The organism is Cupriavidus sp. 2TAF22, assembly GCF_052115045.1.
GTDB lineage: Bacteria > Pseudomonadota > Gammaproteobacteria > Burkholderiales > Burkholderiaceae > Cupriavidus.
The window spans coordinates 89,997-108,201 of record NZ_JBFRFX010000010.1 but is presented as its reverse complement, the minus strand read 5'-3'; the positions used below and the strand labels follow the sequence as shown (position 1 = coordinate 108,201).

Annotated in this window: 17 protein-coding genes and 1 pseudogene; 10 read left to right on the top strand and 8 right to left on the bottom strand. The window is 69.1% G+C overall.

Annotation, left to right across the window (positions count from 1 at the left end; translation table 11 throughout):
* The first annotated feature begins 211 nt into the window (after nucleotides 1-211).
* Complete coding sequence (locus AB4Z48_RS14260) at nucleotides 212-1,912, top strand: rhodanese-like domain-containing protein (RefSeq protein ID WP_441615109.1); 1,701 nt, start codon at nucleotides 212-214, stop codon at nucleotides 1,910-1,912.
* 166 nt (nucleotides 1,913-2,078) lie between these two features.
* Here AB4Z48_RS14260 and AB4Z48_RS14255 read toward each other — a convergent pair whose 3' ends face one another.
* Nucleotides 2,079-3,083 carry a tripartite tricarboxylate transporter substrate binding protein gene (locus tag AB4Z48_RS14255; RefSeq protein ID WP_441614936.1) on the bottom strand — a complete coding sequence of 335 codons (1,005 nt, stop codon included), beginning with the start codon at nucleotides 3,081-3,083 and terminating at the stop codon, nucleotides 2,079-2,081.
* Nucleotides 3,084-3,400: 317 nt separating this feature from the next.
* Between AB4Z48_RS14255 and AB4Z48_RS14250 the strand changes: the two genes are divergently transcribed.
* Genes AB4Z48_RS14250 through metC form a run of 5 tightly spaced genes read left to right on the top strand, consistent with a single transcriptional unit; the run spans nucleotide 3,401 to nucleotide 7,878 of the window.
* Nucleotides 3,401-4,258, top strand: a complete 858-nt coding sequence (locus AB4Z48_RS14250) for a transporter substrate-binding domain-containing protein (protein ID WP_441614935.1) — start codon at nucleotides 3,401-3,403, stop codon at nucleotides 4,256-4,258.
* The gene (locus tag AB4Z48_RS14245) at nucleotides 4,258-5,004 is read left to right on the top strand and encodes an amino acid ABC transporter permease (protein WP_441614933.1); all 747 of its coding nucleotides are present in this window, start codon (nucleotides 4,258-4,260) and stop codon (nucleotides 5,002-5,004) included. Before AB4Z48_RS14250 ends, AB4Z48_RS14245 begins: the two co-directional genes overlap by 1 nt.
* Nucleotides 4,991-5,797: an amino acid ABC transporter permease gene (locus AB4Z48_RS14240; RefSeq protein WP_441614931.1), complete on the top strand. Its 807-nt coding sequence runs from the start codon at nucleotides 4,991-4,993 to the stop codon at nucleotides 5,795-5,797. Before AB4Z48_RS14245 ends, AB4Z48_RS14240 begins: the two co-directional genes overlap by 14 nt.
* On the top strand, nucleotides 5,784-6,641 hold the full coding sequence (locus tag AB4Z48_RS14235) for an amino acid ABC transporter ATP-binding protein (protein ID WP_441614929.1): 858 nt from the start codon (nucleotides 5,784-5,786) through the stop codon (nucleotides 6,639-6,641). Before AB4Z48_RS14240 ends, AB4Z48_RS14235 begins: the two co-directional genes overlap by 14 nt.
* Before the next feature lie 31 nt (nucleotides 6,642-6,672).
* The gene (gene metC, locus AB4Z48_RS14230; protein ID WP_441614927.1) at nucleotides 6,673-7,878 is read left to right on the top strand and encodes a cystathionine beta-lyase; all 1,206 of its coding nucleotides are present in this window, start codon (nucleotides 6,673-6,675) and stop codon (nucleotides 7,876-7,878) included.
* Nucleotides 7,879-8,117: 239 nt separating this feature from the next.
* On the opposite strand, the gene AB4Z48_RS14225 is transcribed toward metC, so the two are convergent.
* The 4 genes from AB4Z48_RS14225 to AB4Z48_RS14210 all read right to left on the bottom strand — a co-directional run bounded on the left by AB4Z48_RS14225 (nucleotide 8,118) and on the right by AB4Z48_RS14210 (nucleotide 12,952).
* Nucleotides 8,118-9,545, bottom strand: coding sequence for an NCS2 family permease (locus AB4Z48_RS14225; RefSeq protein ID WP_441614925.1), 1,428 nt, complete (start codon nucleotides 9,543-9,545; stop codon nucleotides 8,118-8,120).
* Between the two features lie 425 nt (nucleotides 9,546-9,970).
* Entirely contained in the window at nucleotides 9,971-11,134 is a 1,164-nt protein-coding gene (locus AB4Z48_RS14220; protein WP_441614923.1) for a CaiB/BaiF CoA transferase family protein, read from the bottom strand.
* Between the two features lie 20 nt (nucleotides 11,135-11,154).
* Entirely contained in the window at nucleotides 11,155-12,126 is a 972-nt protein-coding gene (locus AB4Z48_RS14215) for a Bug family tripartite tricarboxylate transporter substrate binding protein (protein ID WP_441614921.1), read from the bottom strand.
* Nucleotides 12,127-12,187: 61 nt separating this feature from the next.
* Nucleotides 12,188-12,952 carry an enoyl-CoA hydratase/isomerase family protein gene (locus AB4Z48_RS14210; protein WP_441614919.1) on the bottom strand — a complete coding sequence of 255 codons (765 nt, stop codon included), beginning with the start codon at nucleotides 12,950-12,952 and terminating at the stop codon, nucleotides 12,188-12,190.
* A gap of 73 nt (nucleotides 12,953-13,025) precedes the next feature.
* On the opposite strand from AB4Z48_RS14210, the gene AB4Z48_RS14205 reads away from it, so the two are divergent.
* The 3 genes from AB4Z48_RS14205 to AB4Z48_RS14195 all read left to right on the top strand — a co-directional run bounded on the left by AB4Z48_RS14205 (nucleotide 13,026) and on the right by AB4Z48_RS14195 (nucleotide 15,078).
* Complete coding sequence (locus AB4Z48_RS14205; protein WP_441614917.1) at nucleotides 13,026-13,712, top strand: GntR family transcriptional regulator; 687 nt, start codon at nucleotides 13,026-13,028, stop codon at nucleotides 13,710-13,712.
* A 76-nt stretch (nucleotides 13,713-13,788) separates the two neighbouring features.
* A complete protein-coding gene (locus tag AB4Z48_RS14200; protein ID WP_441614915.1) occupies nucleotides 13,789-14,421 on the top strand; it encodes a flavin reductase family protein in 633 nt (210 codons plus the stop codon).
* A 177-nt stretch (nucleotides 14,422-14,598) separates the two neighbouring features.
* On the top strand, nucleotides 14,599-15,078 hold the full coding sequence (locus AB4Z48_RS14195; protein WP_441614914.1) for a nuclear transport factor 2 family protein: 480 nt from the start codon (nucleotides 14,599-14,601) through the stop codon (nucleotides 15,076-15,078).
* A gap of 240 nt (nucleotides 15,079-15,318) precedes the next feature.
* Here the strand turns inward: AB4Z48_RS14195 and AB4Z48_RS14190 are convergent, their stop codons facing one another.
* Both AB4Z48_RS14190 and AB4Z48_RS14185 read right to left on the bottom strand, forming a co-directional pair.
* The gene (locus tag AB4Z48_RS14190) at nucleotides 15,319-16,230 is read right to left on the bottom strand and encodes a LysR substrate-binding domain-containing protein (RefSeq protein ID WP_441614912.1); all 912 of its coding nucleotides are present in this window, start codon (nucleotides 16,228-16,230) and stop codon (nucleotides 15,319-15,321) included.
* A gap of 277 nt (nucleotides 16,231-16,507) precedes the next feature.
* Nucleotides 16,508-16,897 (bottom strand): hypothetical protein, encoded by a 390-nt coding sequence (locus AB4Z48_RS14185; protein ID WP_441614910.1) that lies wholly within the window; start codon nucleotides 16,895-16,897, stop codon nucleotides 16,508-16,510.
* Here AB4Z48_RS14185 and AB4Z48_RS14180 point away from each other — a divergent pair.
* A pseudogene (locus AB4Z48_RS14180) lies at nucleotides 16,890-17,015 on the top strand (aldehyde dehydrogenase family protein); the annotation flags it as partial. The gene AB4Z48_RS14185 and the pseudogene AB4Z48_RS14180 sit on opposite strands and share 8 nt — an antisense overlap.
* Before the next feature lie 20 nt (nucleotides 17,016-17,035).
* Here the strand turns inward: AB4Z48_RS14180 and AB4Z48_RS14175 are convergent.
* Nucleotides 17,036-18,154 (bottom strand): NAD(P)H-dependent flavin oxidoreductase, encoded by a 1,119-nt coding sequence (locus AB4Z48_RS14175; protein ID WP_441614908.1) that lies wholly within the window; start codon nucleotides 18,152-18,154, stop codon nucleotides 17,036-17,038.
* Nucleotides 18,155-18,205 lie beyond the last annotated feature (51 nt).

Here is an 18,205-nt window from a genome sequence, read left to right as displayed (position 1 = left end):
GGGATCCTTGGTCGTGGCGAGGGCACCACTCTAAAGAGAGTGCGGCCGGCGCAGAAGGAACAATATCGCCGAAGCATATGCATTCTGCCGGGCCGCCTGGCTTGCGCGATTCTCCGCATGACCAATGGCGGAAACCTTCGTTGGCAACGCATCGGCGTGGCCCTTACAGTGGTCCGCTCGCCCGTGCGGCACCGTGCCATTCCTACTTGCCATGACCATCACCGACCTGACCCCGACCCTTGCCGACGACCTCGACGGCGGCAGCGCCGCCGCGCCCGCATCCATCCGCCAGCCGCTCATCAGCCCGGCGGCGCTCAAGGCCGCCATTGCCGGTGGCGGCGAACTGGCCGTGCTGGATGCGCGCGAAGAGGGCGCCTTCGCGCGCGAGCATTTGCTGTTCGCCGTGCCCGCGCCGCTGGGCCGGCTCGCGGTCCTGATCGACCGCCTGGTGCCGCGCCGTAGCACGCGCATCGTCGTCACCGACCTTGCCGAAGACATCGCCCACGCGGCGGCGGCCAGGCTGCTGCGTTTCGGCTACACCGACGTGTCGGTGCTCGCGGGCGGCACGCGTGGCTGGCAGGCCGCGGGCTACGAAGTGTTCAGCGGCACCAACGTGCCGAGCAAGGCGTTCGGCGAAGTTATCGAGCACGAGCTGCACACGCCGTGGATCACCGCCGAAGCGCTGCACCTGCACCAGCAGCGCGGCGACAACGTGGTGGTGGTGGACAGCCGCCCGCTCGCGGAATTCCAGAACATGAGCATTCCCGGCGCGGTGGATTGCCCCGGCGCCGAACTGGTCTACCGCATCGGCGAGATCGCGCCCGATCCCGASACGCTGGTSGTGGTCAACTGCGCCGGCCGCACRCGCAGYATCGTSGGCGCGCAGACGCTGATCRATGCCGGCATWCCCAAYCSMGTGGYSTCGCTCAAGGACGGCACCATGGCATGGCTGCTGGCCGGCTACCAGCTCGATCAGGGCCAGACCCGCTTCGCGCCGCAGCCAGGCGAGGCCGCGCAGGCCGCTGCGCGCGAGCGCGCCGCCCGCGTGGCTGAACGCGCCGGGGTGGGCCACATCGACGCGGCGCAGTTGGCCGCCTTCGAGCAACAGGCAGGGGAGCGCACGCTGTACCGCTTCGATGTGCGTTCGCCGGAGGAATACGCGGCCGGCCACCTGCCAGGCTGGCGCAGCGCGCCCGGCGGGCAGCTGGTGCAGGCTACCGACGCCTACGCCGGCACGCGGCGCGCCCGCATCGTGCTGGCCGACTGGGACGGCGTGCGCGCGCAGACCACGGCGGCATGGCTGGCCCAGTTCAGCGGGCACGAAGTCTTCCTGTTCCGTCCGGCGCCGCTGGCCCCGCGCGAAGCCGGGCCGGAACCGCTGCGGGTGCTGCGCACATCGGCGGCGGATGCACCGTGGATCGAAGCGGTTTCGCTGTCCGCGCTGCAGGCGCATGGCGGCGTGACGGTGGCGGACGTGGACAGCAGCCTGGCCTTCCGCCGCGGCCACGTGCCCGGCGCGTGGTTCACCACGCCGGAAAAGGTGGCACTGGTGCTGGAGCGGGCCGGCAGCGCCGACGTGGTCGTCATCACCTCCTCCGACGGCGTCCTGGCGCAGGCGGTTGCGGCAGAACTGCGGCGCACCAGCACGCGCGATGTGCGCGCACTGCTTGGCGGCAATGCACGCTGGCAGGCACTGGGTTTGCCCGTCGAGCCTGCGCAGGCCGGCTCGGCCGCCGCGGCGCGCGTGCTGAGCGGGGATGAAGATGCCTGGTATAGCGCTTACGCGTACGAGGACGAAGTCCGCCGCAAGGCCGAGATGCATGCCTACCTGAACTGGGAGATCGGGCTGGTGGACCAGCTCGAGCGCGATGGCGACCTGCCGGTGAACCTGGTCGACTATCGCGGGGTGTGAGAGCTCGCGACGTGGGCCGCGTCGAATGCCTGTCCCCTTTTCCCATGTAGAGCCATGTAGAGCCATGTGGCGCCATGCAGCGCCATGCAGCGGGAGAGGGGGCGCTACACGCGGCAAGCCTGYTTCATCGGCAGCCGGGCGCACCGGCCAGGCCGGCTGACCAAGCTCACCGCAACGAAATCCCCGAACTCGCGATCGCCGCCGCATACCTCGGCAGGTCCTTCGACAGCGTCGCATCCAGTTCCTGCGCGGTCGATCCCACCACGACGTAGCCCGCCTCTTCGAGCTGGCTGCGGGTCGCGGGCACATTGAGCACCGCCGCCACGTCGCGGCTGATGCGGTCCACCACCGGCGTGGGCGTGGCGGCCGGCGCGATCAGGCCTTGCCAGCTTTCCACGGCGAAACCGGTGGCCCCTGCCTCGGCCATGGTGGGCACCTGCGGCAAGGCCTTCGAGCGATAGGGCGTGGTCACCGCGAGTGCGGTGAGGCGGCCTGCGCGCACATAGTCAGTGACGGCGGCGAGCGTGATGAGGGTGGCGTCGATATGGCCGCCGAGCAGGTCCACCGTGGCAGGCGCGCCGCCCGCATACGGGATGTAGTTGACCTTGATGCCGGCCTGGCGCGACAGCATCGCGTGCGCGACATGGGCGATGCCGCCGTTGCCGGGCAGGCCGAGTGTCACTTCGCCGGGCTTCTTGCGCGCCAGCGCCAGGTAGTCCTGGAAGGTGCGCACGCCCAGGTCGGGGCGCGTCACCAGGATCTGCGGATTGACCACCGCCTTGCTCACGCCGCGAAAGGCGTGGCCGGTGTCGTAAGGCAGCGTCTTGAACAGCGACGCGTTGAGCGTCACGCCCTCGCCGCCAAGCAGCAGCGTATAGCCATCCGCCTTTGCCCTTGCGACCTGCGCGGCGCCCAGGGTGCCGCTGGCGCCCACCACGTTTTCCACCACCACCGGCTGGCCCCATTTTTCGCTCAGCTTGAGCGCCAGCGTGCGCGCCAGCTTGTCGGCACTACCGCCGGCGGAGACTGGCACCACGATGCGCACGGGGCGCGCCGGGAAGGATTCGGCAGCGTCCGCCGGAGCCGCGTGGGCGTGGAGCAGGAATGGGGTGCCGACGACGGCGGCGGCGCCAAGGCTCGATAGGGTGCGCAGGAGAGTGCGGCGTTGCATGGTGATGTTGCCCGGATGTTGCCCGGCGATTTACCGGGGAAGGTGCTGCGAAGAGAGGAGGGACAGCTTATGAATGCACCCGGGCGCGGCCAACGAATCTTTCCGCGCATGGTTATGCGGCGCTGCGCCGCCCCCGCGCTGCGCGCGCGCCATCGCAGATGCAACGCGCGCTGCATAACGATGGCTTCTTTTATTCGTTCCGTGGCGGCCCGCGCTTGCGTACAGTCTGTCGACCGCGCTGGCCGGCAAGTACCCGCCAGCGCGACGCACGACATCAACCCGAACATCCCGAACATCCCGGAAAACGCGAACACACCATGACACGCACCGCTTCGCCGCGCCCTCCGCGCCCGCTTCGCCGCCTTGCCTTTGCCGCCGCCTTCCTGGCCGGCACCTTCGTTGCCGGCGCGGCGCATGCCGACGCCACGCTCGACAAGATCCGCCAGCGCGGCAAGATCGTGGTCGGCATCATGCTGTCCGGCAGTGCCTTCGGCTCGATCGATCCCGCCACGCAGAAGCCGGTCGGCTTCAACGCGGATCTGGCGCAGGACCTTGCAAAGCAGCTCAACGTGGAGCTGGAAACCGTGCAGGTCCAGCCGTCGAACCGTGTGCAGTTCCTCCAGCAGGGCAAGGTCGACGTGCTGATCGCAGCAATGGAGTACAACGCCGAGCGCGGCGAGCAGCTTGGCCACGTGCCCACGCCGTACTACCGCGTCGGCGGCGCCGTGATCGTGCCCAAGCAAAGCGATATCCGCCGCTGGGAAGACCTCAGGGGCAAGACCGTGTGCATCTCGCAGGGCAGCAGCTATACGCGCCCGGTGCAGGTGGAATACGGCGCCATCCCGAAAGGCTTCAAGGGGTCTTCGGAGTCCCTGCTGGCACTGCGCGGCGACAACTGCGCCGGCGCCGTGCACGACAACACGCTGCTGCAGCCGCTGGTGCGCGGCAATCCCGAATGGCAGAACTACCGCATCGTGCTGCCCGAGCTGAATCCCGCGCCCACGGTGATCTGGACGCGCAAGGGCGAGCAGGACACCATCCAGGCCATCGACCGCGTGGTGCAGACCTGGCACCGTACCGGCTGGCTGATCAATACGGAGAAGAAGGCTGGCATCCAGCCGGCCTCGCCGGCGCTCAGCGAACTGCACGACAAGTTCAAGGGCGGCCGCTCCTGATGGATGCCGTCATCGCCGCGCTGATCGACGGCGGTCGCCATATCGGACTGAACTACGCGTTCCTGGCCGATGCCTATGACCGCAGCGCCTTCGTGCACGGCGCCTGGGTCACGGTGCAGCTGGTGCTGTGCACGCTCGCCGGCAGCCTGCTGGCGGGCGTGGCCATGGCGGCCTTGCTGACCTCGCGCAGGCCGCTGGTGGCCGGCGCCACGCGCGCCTTCGTCGAGGTCACGCGCAATACGCCGACGCTGGTGCAGCTTTACTGCGCCTTCCTGGTGCTCAATATGCTGATCACCCATGCCTTGCAGGATGCGCAGCGCAGCAACCCGCTCACGCCGTTCCTGTGGGTGGTGGTGGTGCTTTCGCTGCACAAGGGTGTGTTCCATGCCGAGGCCCTGCGCGCCGGTATCGAAGCGGTGCCCAAGGTCACGCTGGAGGCGGCGGCATCGCTGGGTTTCGACCGACGCACCTTGCTGTGGCGCGTGCAGCTGCCGCTGGCGGCGCGTTTTGCGCTGCCGGCGCTGGTCAACAACTCGGTGGAGCTGGTCAAGGCCACGGCGGTGGCATCGGCCATCGCGGTGGGCGACATCACCTACGCCTCGATCATGATCTGGACCCAGCGCGACAACGTGCTGGAACTGATGGTGCTGTTGCTGCTGTTCTTTGGCGTGCTGACCTGGGTGGTCAGCCAGGCCGGCAACTGGCTCGAACTCCGACTGAGGATGCCCGGCTATGGCAACCGTTGATTCCGGCCTGCCGCGCGCCGGCATTGCCTGGCCGGGCGCGCGCCGCTTCGCCGGCCTGCTGTGGCTGCTGCCGCTGGCGGCGCTGGCGCTGGCGGCCAGCCGCCATCCCGACCTGGCGCGCGCGCTGGCCAGCGCGTGGCAGTGGTCGCCGGCGCTGGTGCGCGGCTTCCTGGTCAATATCGGCGTCAGCGTACTGGCGATCGCGCTGGGCACGGCCGCAGGGCTGCTGGTGGGCGCGCTGCGGCTGTCGCCGGCGAGGCTGCTGTCGCGGCCCGCACAGCTCTATGTGCAGGTGTTCCGCAACGCGCCGTGGCTGGTGCTGATCTATTTCGCCACCTACGTCTTCCCGTTCGAGCTGAACCTCGGCCGGCATATCGTGCCGTTCCCGGACTGGCTCAAGGTGGTGGTGGGGCTGGCGCTGCCGGCCAGCGCCAATGTGGCCGAGGTGCTGCGCGGCGCGGTGCAGTCGATCCCGCTCACGCAGTGGGAGGCCGCCAGCTCGATGGCGTTCTCGCGCCGCCAGATCCTGCGGCTGGTGATCGTGCCGCAGTGCGTGCGGCGGATGTTGCCGCCCTGGATGAACCTGTATGCCACCCTGACCATGGGTACCGCCCTGGCGTCGCTGGTGGGCGTGCACGACCTGCTCGACACCGCGCAGATCGCCAGCAATACCGTCAACCAGACCGCCTTCACCGTGCTGATCTACTTCGTCGTGATGGCGATGTTCTTTGCCTGGTGCTACCCGATTTCGCGCTTCACCCGTTTCCTGGAACAAAAACATGCTGTTGCCTGAACATGCCGACGGCCCATCGCTGGCCGCGTCGCCCGTGCCGGCCGCGCCGCTGGTTTCCCTGCGCGACGTGCATCTGTCCTTCGGCGGCAATGCGGTGCTCAAGGGCATCGACCTCGACGTGCAGCGCGGGCAGGCGGTGTCCATCATCGGGCCGTCCGGCTCTGGCAAGTCCACCATCCTGCGCTGCATCRCCGGCTTGCTCGAGCCGCAGCAGGGCAGCGTCACCGTGGGTGACGTGGCGGTGCGCGAATTGCGCAGTGAGGCCGGGCGCATCGCGCTGCGCAAGCGCGTGGGCTTCGTCTTCCAGCAATACAACCTGTTCCCGCACCTGACCGTGCTGCAGAACCTCACCATTGCGCCGCTGCGCGTGCTGGGGCGCGGCCGCGCGCAGGCCGAGGCCACCGCCATCGAGCTGCTGCGCAAGGTGCGCCTGGCCGACAAGGCATCGGCCTATCCCGGCGAGCTGTCCGGCGGCCAGCAGCAGCGCGTGGCGATTGCCCGCGCGCTGGCGATGGAGCCGGAGCTGATCCTGTTCGACGAAGTCACCTCGGCGCTCGACCCGGAGACCGTGGGCGAGGTCCTGACTGTCATCGGCGACCTGGTGGACGAGGGCCTGACCTGCCTGCTGGTGACGCACGAGATGCGCTTTGCCGAGGAGATCAGCGACGAGGTGTATTTCACCGAGGGCGGCCTGATCGTCGAGCACGGCCCGGCGCGCCGCATCTTCAGCCAGCCGGCCAGCGACCGCACGCGCGCCTTCCTCAACCGCGCGCTCGGCGCCCAGGCGCGCCCGCCCGCCGATCCTTTTGTCGCCAGCTTCGACAAGCTGCGCTTTGCCATCTGAACACTCTCACCCGCCTCCCTAACTGATCATCATGAGCCACCATCGCGATACCCAGCTGATCCACGCCGGCACGCCGCCGTTCACCGACGGCCACGGGCCGGTCAACGTGCCGGTGGTGCGCGCCAGCACCGTGCGCTTCGAGAACAGCGCCGCCTATGACGAAATCCGCGCGCGCCATGCGCGCGGCGAGCGCGTCAGCTCCTACGGGCGCCAGGGCATGGACACGCACCGCGCGCTGGAGGATGCGCTGGCGGCGCTCGAAGGCGGCAGCCACACCTTCCTGGCGCCGTCCGGGCTGGCGGCGATCTCGCTGGTGTTCGTGGCGCTGCTGTCGCCGGGCGATCACGCGCTGGTGGCGGACAGCGTCTATGCGCCGGTGCGTCGGCTGGATCAATCGCTGCTGCGCCGCCTGGGCATCGAGCTGACCTATTTCTCGCCGTCGCACGACGATGTCGAGGCACTGATCCGCCCCAATACGCGGCTGCTATACGTGGAGTCGCCCAGCTCGCTGCTCTACGAGGTGCTCGACCTGCCGCGCCTGGCGCAGATCGCGCAGCGCCGCGGCGTGCTGGTGGCCACCGACAATACCTGGGCCTCGGGGCATCTGCTGCAGCCGCTGGTGCTGGGCGTGGATATCTCGATCCTGGCGTCGACCAAGTACGTCAGCGGCCATTCGGACCTGATGCAGGGCGCGGTGGTGGTGAAGGACGCGGCGCTGGCACGCCGTATCGCCGAGACCTACGACGGCTTCGGCCTGGCCATCAGCGCCGACGATGCCTACCTGGCGCTGCGCGGCATCCGCACCCTGGCGGTGCGCCTGGCCCAGCACGAGCGCAACGCGCTGGCGGTGGCGCAGTACCTGGAAACCCACGGGGCCGTGGGCCGCGTGTTCTATCCCGCGCTGCCGTCCGACCCGGGCCATGCGCTGTGGCGGCGCGATTTCTCGGGCGCTAACGGGCTGGTGTCGTTCACGCTGCCGGGAGCCGATGCGGCGTCGGCGAACGCGCTGGTGGATGCGCTCGGCCTGTTCGGGCTGGGCGCGTCATGGGGGGGCTACGAAAGCCTGGTGCAGGTGGCGGCGCCGGAGCGCCTGGCCGAGCATTCATACTGGCGCGGCACGGAACCGGTGATCCGGCTGCATGTGGGGCTGGAGGCGGTGGAGGATCTCATCGCGGATCTGGCGCAGGGACTGGCGGCGGCGCAAGGCCTGCCGGCGCGGCCGCTCAAGGTGGCCTGACCGGCCTGAGCGCCCTGGCGATGCATTGCGCAGCGCCGTGGTCGATACGGTCAAAAAGAGAAGCGGGCACGGGTGTCGCCCGCTTCCAAAGAAGCCAGTGTCATCGTGCACTGGCCTCCAGTACGCTTTCGTGTGCTTTCGCGTGCTTTCCTGTGCTTTCCTGTGGCAGGGGAGCGGCGCGGGCGCATCCGGCCCGCGCAGTCGCACCAAGTGGCGCCCGGATGGCGCCCAGGTTGCGCTCAGATGGCCCAGCCCCCTGCGTAGAACACCGCCAGCGCCAGCGCAATGCCCACCGTGCCGACGTTCAGCTTGCGGAACTCGCCGGCCACGATGCGGCCGATCACCAGGGTGCAGAAGCCCAGCATGATGCCGGTGACGATATTGCACGTCAGCACGATGAAGACCGCGCATACCAGGCCGGCCATGGCGTCGACCAAATCGTCCATATGCAGCTTGCTGACGCTGCTGAGCATCAGCAGGCCAACGTACATCAGCGCGGGCGCGGTGGCGTAGGACGGCACCAGCGCCGCCAGCGGCGAGAAGAAGATCACCGCCAGGAACAACAGGCCGACCACCACGGCGGCGAGGCCCGTCTTGGCGCCGGCTGCCACGCCCACGCTCGATTCGATGTAGGCCGCGGCGGGCGCACCGCCGAAGACCGCCGAGAAGATCGAGCTGAGCGAGTCGGTGGTGAGCGCGCGCCCGCCGTTGGGGATCTGGCCTTTCTCGTCGAGCTGGCCGGCCTGTCCGGCCACGGCACGGATGGTGCCCGTGGCATCGAACACGGCCGTCATCACCAGGGCCAGTACGCTGGGCAGCACGGCCAGCGACAAGGCACCCTTGATGTCCATCGCGCCGATCAGCGAGGCATGGCCGGGCGCGCTCAGCGCGGGAAGCGCGAACACGCCTGCGAACTTCACTGCGGGGTCGAAGGCCAGGCCCAGCGCGGAGATGGCGACGATCACCAGCAGGATGCCGCCCGGCACGCGGCGGCGCTCCAGCCCGAAGATGGCGGCCAGCCCGAGGATCGACATCACCACCGGGAACGCCGTGATCTTGCCCAGTGAAACCGGCAGGCCGGCGCCGGCATTCTTGACCACCAGCCCGACTTCGCTCGAGGCGATCAGCAGCAGGAACAGGCCGATGCCGATGCCCGTGCCGTGCGCCACGCCGGCCGGCAGGTTGCGCAGGATCCAGGAGCGCACGCCGGTGACGGAGATGGCGGTGAACACCAAGCCCATCAGGAAGATCGCGCCGAGCGCCACGGCGGGCGAAAGGCCCTGGCCCAGCACCAGCCCGAAGGCGGTGAACGCGGTCAGCGAGATGGCGCAGCCGATGGCGATCGGCAGTCGCGCCCACATACCCATCAGCAGCGAGCCGAAGGCCGCGGTCAGGCATACCGCGACGAACACGGCGCTGGTGTCGAATCCCGCCTTGCCGAGCATGCCCGGCACCACGAAGACGGAATACACCATGGCCATGAAGGTGGTCACGCCAGCCACGGCTTCGCGGCGGCCGGTGCTGCCGCGCGCGCTGATCTGGAAGTATCTGTCGAGAAATCCTTTGACCTCGATGGCTTCGATCGCATCGATCGCGTCGATGGCCTTGGCTTCGAGGGCGTCGGTGCCGGGGGCGGCGGCACGGCCGGGGAACGGCTGCTCAAGCATGGCGGAGTGTCTCCTTTGTGGTGCGCTGGGGCGGTGGCTCTGCCACTCGCACCCAGGCTGTCTCGCTTTATCTTTGTCGTTGCCGGGCAGGCAGGAAGACGTGCACAAGCCGGGGCTGCCTGTGTCGCGTGCTGCACTGCGTTGCCTGCGGTACGCCGATGCCGGCCACTTGTTCGCCACTCCGTGCTGGCCGAAGTGGTCCGGCATGGCGAAGACTAAGGGAGGCGCGGCGCTTTCCCATAATCGGCCGCGCATGGCGGGCATTGCGATTCTTGTATGAGGGAGGTGTGTGCCGTGCGGGGAAGCGGCGGTGTGCGGTGGCGGCGTCGTTGGCGCGTGTTGCCTCCCCCTCTCCGGCTTCACGGGAGAGGGGGGCGGGCCGCTTGCGATATGGGCGCGGCCGGCAATCTGGCGCGCCGGTTTGCTCAGGTACCTGCGAACTCGGCGAGCAGGGCCTCGCGATGCTGGTCTAGCCTGGGCGCGGGGGCGAAGCCGCCCCGTGGCAGGCCGGTGCCGACCTTGACCGGGTTGCCCGCCAGCGTGATCGGGCGCCCCGCGCCGATGCTCGCCTCCAGCAGCATGCCGCGGGCCTGCACGTGCGGGTCGCGCACGATGTCGGCCACGCTTTGCAGCGGCCCGTGCGGCACACCGGCGGCTTCCAGCCGCTCAGACCAGGTTGCGGTGTCGGCATGCGCCAGGCATGCCTCGAGGCCCGCCTTCAGCTCGGCGTGATGCTGGTTGCGTGCCGCCACCGTGGCGAAGCGCGGATCGGCGGCCAGCGCCGCGTCGCCGAGCGCGGCGCAGAGTTTCTGGAACAGGTTGTCGTTGCCGGCGGCGATGACGATGAAGCCATCGCCGCTCTTGAACATGTCGAAGGGGGTGATGGACGGGTGGCGCGTGCCCAGCGGCGCGGGCACGGCGCCCGTGGCCGCGTGGCGCGCGATGGCATTCTCCAGCAGCGCCACCTGGCAGTCGAGCATGCCGATATCCACGCGCTCGCCCAGCCCGGTGCGGCTGCGCTTGAGCAGCGCCGACTGGATGCCGATGGCCGCATACAGTCCCGCGCCGAGGTCGCCGATGGACACGCCCACGCGCACCGGGTTGCCGGCGGTTTCCCCGGTCACGCTCATCAGGCCGCCCATGGCCTGCACCACCATGTCGTAGGCAGGGCGGTCGCGGTAGGGGCCGGTCTGGCCGAAGCCCGAGATCGACGCGTAGACCAGGCGCGGGTTGGCCGCGTGCAGCGCTTCCCAGGTGAAGCCAAGCTTCTCCATCACGCCTGCGCGGAAGTTTTCCACCAGTACATCGGCGCCGGCGATCATGGCGCTCAGCACGGCGCGGTCGCGCGGCGACTTGAGGTCGAGCGCGATCGATTCCTTGTTGCGGTTGACCGAGGCGAAGTAAGCCGACTCGCCGTCGACGAAGGGCCCCACATGCCGGGAGTCGTCGCCGCCCTCGGGGTTCTCGATCTTGATCACGCGCGCGCCGAGGTCGGCCAGCATCATGGTGCAGTAGGGCCCGGCCAGCACGCGGGTCAGGTCCACTACGGTAAAGCCCGCGAGCGGGAGGTCTGCGGCATTGCGATTCATGGCGATCCTTTTGAAGAAACTCAGTCGATGCGGGCGCCGCTGCTCAGCGTCAGTTCGGTCACGGTCTTGCCTTCGCGCAGCGCGAACTGCTTGAATTCCGCCGGCGACGCGGATGGCGAGACCTCTTCGCCGCGGCTTGCGAGCCGCGCGCGCAACTCGGGCCTGGAGAGCGCCTTTGCCGAGGCCGCGAACAGCTTCTCGATCACGGCGGGCGGGGTCTGCGCCGGCGCGAACAGGCCGTACCAGTTGGTCACGTCGTAGCCCTTGATGCCGGCTTCCGCGATGGTGGGATAGTTGGGCAGCACGGGTGAGCGCCTGGCCGACGTCACCGCGATGCCGACGACCTTGCCGGTATCGATGACGGCCTGCACCGATGCCGGCGTGGCGAAGGTGAACTGCGCATCGCCGGCGGCTACCGCCTGTGCCGACGGCGCGCCGCCCTTGTAGGGCACGTGGGTGAGTTGCACGTCGGCCAGCCTGGCGAACTGCACGCCGGCCAGGTGCGTGATCACGCCATTGCCCGACGACGAATAGTTGAGCGAGCCGGGATGCTGCCGGGCCCTTGCCAGCAGGTCTCGCACGCTGCCGATGCCGGACGCCTTGTTGGCCGCGAGCAGCAGCGGCGATACGGTCAGCCGCGTGACCGGCGCGAAGTCCGCGGGCTCGTAGCGGATGTTCTTGTACAGCACCTTGTCGCCGCCCATCACGCTGGCGGTGGCGATATACAGCGTGTAGCCGTCGGGCGGCGCCTTGGCGACCGCCTCCGCGGCGATCGTGGTGCCGGCACCGGGCTTGTTGTCGATGATGACCGGCTGGCCCAGCTCCTTCGACAGGGCATCGCCGTACAGTCGCGCCACATTGTCGGCGCCGCCGCCGGCGGGAAAGCCGATCACGATGCGCACGGGCCTGGACGGGAATGCGTCCGACGCCAGCGCGGGGCCGGCCAGCGAGAAGGCCATCAGGAACAGCAAGGTCGGGTGCCGCTTGGTCATGCTTGTCTCCGGTGTTGTTGTATGTTCCGTGCGCCGCGCGCGTTGACGCATGCGCGGGCGACTACCTGCCCGTGAACACGGGCGGCCGCTTCTCGCGCCACGCGGCTGCGCCTTCGCGCAGGTCCGCCGATGCCTCGGCGTGTGCGATCGCGTGTGCGAGCGCCGCCACGTCGAGCGCGCCGCGCGCGATCTGGTTCAGCGCCTGTTTCATGCCCAGCAGCGCGAGGGGTGCCATGCCGGCGAGCGTGGCGCTGAGTTCGTCCACGCGCGGCGCCAGCGCGTCGGCGGCGACGATTTCGGTCAGGAAGCCGGTTGCGAGCATCTCGTCGGCATCGAGGCGCGCGGCAGTCAGGAACAGGCGCTTGGCGGTATCCACGCCGAGCCGGCTCACATAGCGCTCCAGGCCGCCGCGGTAGAAGTGCAGGCCAAGCCTGGCGGCGGGCATGAACATGTCGCAATGGGGCACGCCGATGCGGAAGTCGCAGGCCAGGCAGAGATCGGTGGCGCCGCCGTACACGCCGCCGTTGACCGCGGCGATGGTGATGGGGCGCGCGGCTTCGATCAGGTCGATCAGCTCGCCGAAGGCCGGCGCGCCGGCGGTGTCGGCCCTGCCGAGCGAACCGATGTCGTAGCCACTGCAGAAGTACTTGCCGGTGCCCGTGAAGCGCAGCACCAGGACATTCTCCATCGCGTTGACGGAGTTGATATGCTCGCGCAATACCTGCAGATCGTGCGGATTCAGTCGATTGGCCACTTCCGGACGGTCAAGAGTGATTGTCGCTACGCTTTTTTCGATGCGGAGCCGCGGTTCGCCGTGGATTTGCATATAAGATCGTTGTTTAGATATATTGAAACTGATTCTAGATATGCCCAAAGAACCGTCAAATCGAGGTTTACCCGTGCAGTCGCTCCAGGACCGCGTCCGCGAGGCCATCGAAGCGCAGATCCACGCCGGCACGCTCAAGCCCGGTTCCCAGCTCGACGAGCGCGCCCTGGCCGAGCAGTTCGACAGTTCGCGCACCCCGGTGAGGGAGGCTTTGCTGATGCTGGCGGCGCAGGGCCTGGTGACGATCGCCCCGCGCGCCGGCATCTTCGTGCACAAGCCCACGGTGGCCGAACTGGTGGCCATGTTCGAGACGCTGGCCGAGATGGAGGGCGTGGTGGCGCGGCTGGCCACGCAGCGCATCACCGAGGCGGGCAGGGCGGCGCTGTCGGCCGCCTTCGAGCAAGGGCGCGGGTATGTCGAGGCGGCCGACACGCCGGGCTATGTGGAGGCCAACCGCGAGTTCCACGACGTGCTCTACCACGCCTGCGCCAACCCTTACCTGGCCGAGCAGATCCGCATGCTGCGCCGGCGCCTGGCGATCTACTGGCGCCAGCGCGGGCTGATCAACGCGGCGCGCGTACCGAGCTCCTTCCAGGAGCACGGCGTGATCGTGGCCGCCGTGCTGGCGGGCGATGCGGACGCGGCCGCGGCCGCCATGCGCGCGCATATCTCCGCAGGCGGCAAGGCGATTGCAGACCTGGTGCTGCTGGCGCAGGACGCATACGACGAGGCTACCGCGCCGCAGCACGCGCTGCGCTGACAACTGGTAGCATCGCAGGGAGCTTGCCGGGCTGCACCCGTGCCGCCCGGTGCCGTCTTCAACGCAGTTTTCCCGGATGTCCCGCTCCGTGTCCGACGACTTCTACTTCTACGAACCCGCGCGCGGGCATGGCCTGCCGCACGATCCCTTCAACGCCATCGTCGGGCCGCGCCCGATCGGCTGGATCTCGTCGCGCGCCGCCGATGGCGTCGTCAACCTCGCGCCGTACAGCTTCTTCAACGCCTTCAACTACACGCCGCCCATCGTGGGTTTCTCCAGCGTCGGCTACAAGGACAGCGTGCGCAATATCGAGCAGACCGGCGAGTTCTGCTGGAACCTCGCCACGCGCGCGCTGGCCGATCCCATGAACGCCAGCTGCGCAGCGGTGCCGCCCGAGGTGGACGAGTTCACGCTGGCCGGGCTGACGCCTGCCGCCTCGCGCGCGGTCGCGGTGCCCCGCGTGGCGGAAAGCCCGGTCTCTTTCGAGTGCAGGCTCACGCAGCTGATCCAGCTCCAAGGCGTCGATGGCCAGAAGGTGCCGACCTGGCTGGTATTGGGCGAAGTGGTGGGCGTGCACGTCGACAGGACGCTCCTGAAGGACGGCATCTACGACACGGCCGCGGCCCGGCCGATCCTGCGCGGCGGCGGGCCGGCAGACTACTTCGAGATCGGGCCCGAGGCGCTGTTCCGCATGCGCCGCCCGCGCTGAGGGCGGTCGGCAACCGCGGGCAGGCCTTGCTGCGATGCATCCCAATCTCTCCTTGACATACAGATCTGTCTACTCGAATAATGTAGACAGGTCTGTATCGATCCAGTGCCGACCCAGTGCCAACCGCCGCCAGATCCCGCTGCATCCCGCTGCATTGTTCCTTTGAGGAGAGAACCCATGTCGACCCCAGCCGAGTCCCGTCCGCCGTTTCCCCCGTTCACCCTTGAGTCCGCCATCCAGAAGGTGCGTGGCGCCGAAGACGGCTGGAACAGCCGCGACCCCCAGCGCGTGGCGCTGGCCTACACCGTCGACAGCGCCTGGCGCAACCGCGCCGAGTTCGTCAACGGGCGCGAGGCCATCGTCGGCTTCCTGGCACGCAAGTGGCAGAAGGAACTGGACTACCGGCTGATCAAGGAATTGTGGGCCTTCGAGGGCAACCGCATCGCCGTGCGCTTCGCCTACGAATGGCATGACGACTCGAACAACTGGTATCGCTCCTATGGCAACGAGAACTGGGAGTTCAACGAGGCCGGCCTGATGCAGCGCCGCTTCGCCTGCATAAACGATGCCCCGATCAAGGAAGCGGACCGCAAGTTCTTCTGGCCGCTGGGCCGCCGCCCGGACGATCACCCCAGCCTGAGCGATCTCGGCTTCTGACCGGCCATGCGGCGTGCGGCACGCGGCTTGATGCCCGCCGTGCCGCTGCCGCTGCCGTGATCCGACGGTGGCGGCGCCTTCCTCCTGCCCACTGTCTTGCCCCGCCTCGCTCGCGCAATGCCGGCCATGCGCGCGCGGCGTACCCGCGACGCAATTGCCGGCCAATGCAGCGGTGGTGCTGTGGTGATCGCGCAGATTGCGCCTGCGTAAGCGGAACTCGCGCAAAGCCTGCCGCGGGCGCTACGCGGCGAACTTGTCGACCAGGAAGTCCACGAACGCCCGCACGCGCGACGACATATGCCGCGCGTGCGGGTAGAGCAGCATGAAGGGCCGGGTGGCGCTGCCGAACTGCGGCAGTACCTCCATCAGCCTGCCGTCGCGCAGGTCCTGCTCCACCACGAAGCGGTAGGTCTGGAACAGCCCCGCGCCGCTGCGCGCCAGCGTGACGCCGCCCAGCACATCGTCCGAGCAGCTGTAGCCGCCGGTGGTGGCTACATCGACCATCTCGCCGCCTTCGCGRAACACCCACGGAATGTGCCGGCCGCTGCTGGGCAGCTCGAACTGGATGCAGTCGTGCGCCTGCAGCGCATCCAGCGAATCCGGCACGCCGGCCCGCGCCAGGTAGGCCGGCGCCGCCACCAGCACCAGTTCGGCGTCTTCGAGCTTGCGCGCGATCAGGTTGGAATCGTCGGGCGCGCGGCCGCGCACCGACAGGTCGAAGCCGTCGTCGGCGAAATCCACATTGCTGTTGCTGATGTGGGTCTCGATCTCCACTTGCGGGTAGCGCGCCCGGAACTCGGGCAGCACGGGCAGTACGCGATAGTGCGCGTAGGGGGTCGGCAGGCTGATGCGCAGCAGGCCGGCCGGGCTGGTGTGCCGGCCGGAGACCTGCCGCTCGGCATCCACCAGTTGCGCCAGCGCTCGGCGCGCCTGCTCGAAATAAGCGCGGCCTTCGTCGGTGAGCCGGATCTGCCGCGTGGTCCGCACGAACAGCCGCACGCCAAGCCTTCCTTCCAGCCGCGACACCGAGCGGCTGACCGCCGCTGGCGTGACGCTGGCCGCCACCGCCGCCGCCGTGAAGCTGCTCAGTTCCGCCGCCAGGCAGAACAGTTCTATGCTGCCCAGTTGCAGATCGTCGAATTGCCGTTTCATCTTGCGTGCAGTGTGCGGGCCATGACGTCGTCAGCCAGGCCGCCGATTGCCGTAGCCGGGCCCGGGCGCGCCGCAATGGTCGTGGTGGAAGGGAGTGCGCTCATGGGCTGGTCTTGTCGAATGCGGTCGTGCGAATGCTAGTGCGGATGCGGCGTGCTTCCAGCTTACTGCACGAGCCGGGCAGCAGTGTAGCGCGAGGCCATGCGCCGCGCATGTTGCGCCACGCGGACGGCAGCGGGAAACCTGGGCACTTCGTCACGGCTGGCCCGGGGGGCGCTCAGGACTCGGCCGGGGTGTTGGCCGCGGCGGTCCAGGCGCAGATAAAGGCATCCGCGATGGTGGTGGCCAGCTTTTCGCCGGCGGACCACTTCATGGTTTCGAGATGCAGGGGCACGGCCACGGCGCCGTGGATCGCCACCACGATGCTGTCCGTGGCCAGTTTCAGCGACATGGGATGGCGCGGCAGCGTGTCGAACACATCGCGTACCGCGCTTTGATAGAGCTGGTACGCGCGCATCGCCACATCCGAGCGGCCAAACGGCGTGCCGTCGCTGGTGCGCGGCACGGGCCGGCGCCGCGAGCCGGAGAACAGGATTTCGTACTGCTCGAAATGCGCGCGCCAGTGCTTGAGCATGGCCACCAGCAGCCGGCGCAGGCGTGTGGCCACCGCGGTCGCGCCGTTCGGCAGCGTCAAGCAGTCCGGGCTGGGCAGGGAGGGCTCCAGGTATGGCATCGAAGAGTACCTGGTGGTGAAGTATGTCTGCCTGGGCGGCCTGGCCGCGTAGCGGCCAGGCCGTACGCTGTTTCAGCCAGCGCCCGCGCCGAAGCGGCTCAGGCCTGCCACCGCCTCGGCCAGCTCCGCGCGCAGCACCGCGACCAGCTCCGCCGCTGGCAGGCCGCGCGACAGCTGCGCGGCCTGGCCGGCCCACTGCGCGGCGAAGGCGGCATTGCCGCGCGCCTTGGCCGCGGCATGGAGCGCCTTGCCGGCGTCGTAGACGATCGGGTAGGCCGGCAGCGGCGGGCAATCCTTCGCTTCGCCCAGTTCGGTCAGGCGGTTGACGAAGCCGCGCGCGGCGCGGCCGGAAATGGAGCGGGTCAGCGTGGTGCGGGTCGGCTCGCCTGCCAGCAGGGCGGCGCGGTAGGGCGCGTCCGCCGCGCTCTCCGGGCAGGACGCGAAGGCGGTGCCGAGCTGCGCCGCCTGCGCGCCCAGCGCCAGCGCGGCAGCAATGCCGGCGCCGTCCATGATGCCGCCGGCGGCCACCACCGGCAGCGAGGTGTTGCGCACCAGCAGTCGCACCAGCGCCAGCGTGCCGAGCTGCTCGTCACGGGCTTCGGGCTGGAACGCGCCGCGATGGCCGCCGGCTTCCCAGCCCTGCGCCACGATGGCGTGCACGCCGGCATCGGCCACCTGGCGGGCTTCCTCTACGCTGGTGGCGGTCGCCATCAGGTAGATGCCCGCATCGCGCAGCGCGGCGATCCAGGGCTGCGGCGGCAGGCCGAAATGGAAGCTCACCACGGCCGGCCGCTCTTCGAGCAGCATGGCGAACATGGCCTCGTCGGCCACGAAACTCTTGTAGATCTCGCGCAGGGTTGCCGGTGGCGTGGCGCCGAATTCGGCGAAGCTCGGCGCGAGATACGCCAGCCACTGCGCCTCGCGCGCGGCGTCTGCCACCGCGGGCGCGTGGCAGAACACATTGATATTGAACGGCCCGGTGGTCAGCGCACGGGTTTCCTGGATCAGCTTGCGGGCACCGCTGGCATCCGTGGCGCCAACGCCGAGCGAGCCCAGGCCGCCCGCGTTGGTGACGGCGGCGGCCAGCGCTGGCGTGTTGGTACCGGCCATGGGCGCCTGGATGATCGGCGCGACGATGCCGAGCCGGGATAGCAGGGAGTGTGGTTGCGCAGCGGCGGTGGGATGGTTCATGGAAGGACTCCTTCGGAAGCGGTGGTCATGCCCGCGTGCGGCATCTGGGCA

Coding starts and splice junctions, on each gene's coding strand:
- AB4Z48_RS14255 (WP_441614936.1), bottom strand. CDS start 3,083: ATGCAACGCCGCACTCTCCTGCGCACCCTATCGAGCCTTGGCGCCGCC.
- AB4Z48_RS14250 (WP_441614935.1), top strand. CDS start 3,401: ATGACACGCACCGCTTCGCCGCGCCCTCCGCGCCCGCTTCGCCGCCTT.
- AB4Z48_RS14245 (WP_441614933.1), top strand. CDS start 4,258: ATGGATGCCGTCATCGCCGCGCTGATCGACGGCGGTCGCCATATCGGA.
- AB4Z48_RS14240 (WP_441614931.1), top strand. CDS start 4,991: ATGGCAACCGTTGATTCCGGCCTGCCGCGCGCCGGCATTGCCTGGCCG.
- metC (WP_441614927.1), top strand. CDS start 6,673: ATGAGCCACCATCGCGATACCCAGCTGATCCACGCCGGCACGCCGCCG.
- AB4Z48_RS14225 (WP_441614925.1), bottom strand. CDS start 9,545: ATGCTTGAGCAGCCGTTCCCCGGCCGTGCCGCCGCCCCCGGCACCGAC.
- AB4Z48_RS14220 (WP_441614923.1), bottom strand. CDS start 11,134: ATGAATCGCAATGCCGCAGACCTCCCGCTCGCGGGCTTTACCGTAGTG.
- AB4Z48_RS14215 (WP_441614921.1), bottom strand. CDS start 12,126: ATGACCAAGCGGCACCCGACCTTGCTGTTCCTGATGGCCTTCTCGCTG.
- AB4Z48_RS14210 (WP_441614919.1), bottom strand. CDS start 12,952: ATGCAAATCCACGGCGAACCGCGGCTCCGCATCGAAAAAAGCGTAGCG.
- AB4Z48_RS14200 (WP_441614915.1), top strand. CDS start 13,789: ATGTCCCGCTCCGTGTCCGACGACTTCTACTTCTACGAACCCGCGCGC.
- AB4Z48_RS14195 (WP_441614914.1), top strand. CDS start 14,599: ATGTCGACCCCAGCCGAGTCCCGTCCGCCGTTTCCCCCGTTCACCCTT.
- AB4Z48_RS14175 (WP_441614908.1), bottom strand. CDS start 18,154: ATGAACCATCCCACCGCCGCTGCGCAACCACACTCCCTGCTATCCCGG.